The organism is Bacillus sanguinis, assembly GCF_018332475.1.
GTDB classification, from domain to species: Bacteria; Bacillota; Bacilli; order Bacillales; family Bacillaceae_G; genus Bacillus_A; species Bacillus_A sanguinis.
This window is the reverse complement of record NZ_BOQB01000283.1, coordinates 1-2,366: the sequence shown is the minus strand read 5'-3', so window position 1 is coordinate 2,366 and position 2,366 is coordinate 1. Positions and strand designations below refer to the sequence as shown.

The following is a 2,366-nucleotide window of genomic DNA, read 5'->3' as shown; positions in this document are numbered from 1 at the left end:
AATGATTCGTCAAAAGAATGAATTTTCGGAATATAAATCCTATTTTTCCTTTTTTTATGATATTATATATGAAAAGGTTGGTGATGGATATGTCAACAAATAATCAAGTAGAACAAAACTGCTTCATTTGCGAAAAACATAAAGGAAACATTACAGTTCCAGGTGGAGCTATTTACGAAGATGAACTCGTTTACGTTGGACATGTCTACTGGGATAGTGAAGAAACATACCTTGGTTATGTAATGATAGATATAAAAAGGCATGTACCTGGCCTTGCCGAACTAACAGATGAAGAAGCGAAAGTGTTCGGACTTATAACAAGTAGAGTAAGTAAAGCCCTAAAAAAAAGTGAAGGTGCAGAACATATTTACACTTTTGTTTCAGGGAATGGTGTACCACATATGCATATGCATATCATACCGCGTTATCCAAATACACCCAAAGAGTTTTGGTCACCGACTGAACTAGCGAAATGGACTGGTGCACCTTATGGTGACGCAGAGAAAATCAAAAAACTATGCGAAAGAATACGAGAGTATATGGTGAGAGAATATGCATATAACAAATAATAGACAACATTCATGGGTTGGAAGTAGAGAAATGTGTTTAGACGAAATTTCGGTAAAGCAATATGGTGACATCGTGCTTGGTACATATGGTGGGAATATAAGTGCCGGAGCAAAAAAGAATGAAGATGGTGCTTTAGTTTGGTCAAATGGTAATTGGGAATTTGCAGTGATTTTGGACGGACATAATAGTGCAGAAAGTGTTGATTTAGTAGTAAATACAGTTGAAAAAGAATATGAAAATATAAAAGAAATGATGAATGAATCGATTGATACAGTATTTCGATCTATTGAAAATCATATACTTACTATCTTTCAATCTTCTTCATTTAAGGAAAAGTGTCGAAGAATTAAAGGTGAAACAGCTTGCTTACTATGTGTAAGAAAAGAAAACTATATTTGGTGGCTATCTATAGGAGACTGTTTAGTGTATGTATTTCATGAAGAGTTACATAAGTTAGGGCAATATGCATTAAATCAACGTCATTTTTACGAATGGATTGGAAATGTAAACACATTTGATTTACCTGTTCCTTGTTATTCAACAGGCATTCGTGAATTACGTAATGGAAAAAATCAAATTGTAATGGTCACAGATGGGGTATTAGAATGCGGGGAACGGCGGTATGAAACTCCTGTAAATCTGTATAGTGATATGAATAGAAATAATAACGTACTTAAAGAAAATATCCATAATGTTTTAGAACACGTTCATCAGCAATTAGGAAGAGATAGTGCGACGATTATTAGTTGGGACGTAGAGAACAAAATGAGTACTACGTATCCGAGTGATCAGCGGGACAAAATCCAGACGATAAGATAAAGGCGGTGATCTCTCTAATGCATGTGAAAGTAGTTGTATTAGTTTTATGGATCATATTGTTATTTGTTTTAGAAAATATAGTGAGAAAAAGGCTAAATATACCGAAACAAAAAGGATGGAATAATAAATATGTAAATAAGCTGCATAAATGGGGAAACAGGATTATTATTTTTTCTTATATAGTAGTTATAATTATATGCTCTTTTCTTTCGAATCCTCTATACATGGGCTTTCTACCTTTTCTGTTTTTAATTACATTATATAGTTTTGAATCATATATGGAATGGAAATATGATCGAGAATCAAAGGAGTTTTTGATATCCTTAGGCGGAGCTATTTCATTAATGATAACGGGGATAATACTATATTTCCTTATTTAATACATATTGATTACAACACTATCGTAATATCATATAATGAGCAATTATAAGGAGAGAAGAAATGAAAAGTCCTCGATTACGGGCTGAAGTAATGATTTTAAATGAAAATCATTCTAAAGTACTTGTACAATGTGATTTAAGCGAAACATTTTATCGTTTTCCAGGTGGTTCTATTGAATTTGGTGAAACAGCAAAAGAAGCAATAATGCGAGAATTAATGGAAGAATACGATTTGAAGATCTATGTTCAAGCGTTAGCCGTTGTAAATGAGCATATTTTTGAGTGGAACAACGAAAAAGGACATCATTGTACATTGATACATAGGGGGATTGTTCAAGAGAGAATTACAAATGAAATAAGACATAAAGAATATGAAGATATTATATTAATATATAAAAATATAGAAGAATTAAAAACGAAGCCAACATACCCTGAAGGGATTGTAAGTTATTTAGAAAAGGATAACCATAAAATAGTCCACTTTATTTCTAATAATAAATAAAGTAATAGGAGGTGGAGTAATGGGAACTTCTACTTTTTGGATTATAAGTATTATTTTTTGTATAGTTGTTTATTTTTTGGATAAGTATTTAAGCT

4 protein-coding genes are annotated in these 2,366 nt (G+C 32.0%); all 4 read left to right on the top strand.

Features of this window, described 5'->3' with window-relative positions:
* Positions 1 to 68: 68 nt before the first annotated feature.
* The 4 genes from KI369_RS23980 (at position 69) to KI369_RS23965 (ending at position 2,271) form a co-directional block, all read left to right on the top strand.
* Positions 69 to 569: an HIT family protein gene (locus tag KI369_RS23980; RefSeq protein WP_212957693.1), complete on the top strand. Its 501-nt coding sequence runs from the start codon at positions 69 to 71 to the stop codon at positions 567 to 569.
* Positions 553 to 1,389, top strand: a complete 837-nt coding sequence (locus KI369_RS23975) for a PP2C family serine/threonine-protein phosphatase (protein WP_212957691.1) — start codon at positions 553 to 555, stop codon at positions 1,387 to 1,389. The genes KI369_RS23980 and KI369_RS23975 overlap by 17 nt, the downstream gene beginning before the upstream one ends.
* Positions 1,390 to 1,406: 17 nt before the next feature.
* Positions 1,407 to 1,769, top strand: a complete 363-nt coding sequence (locus KI369_RS23970; RefSeq protein WP_212957688.1) for a DUF4181 domain-containing protein — start codon at positions 1,407 to 1,409, stop codon at positions 1,767 to 1,769.
* Positions 1,770 to 1,830: 61 nt separating this feature from the next.
* Complete coding sequence (locus KI369_RS23965) at positions 1,831 to 2,271, top strand: NUDIX domain-containing protein (RefSeq protein ID WP_212957686.1); 441 nt, start codon at positions 1,831 to 1,833, stop codon at positions 2,269 to 2,271.
* Positions 2,272 to 2,366: the final 95 nt, after the last annotated feature.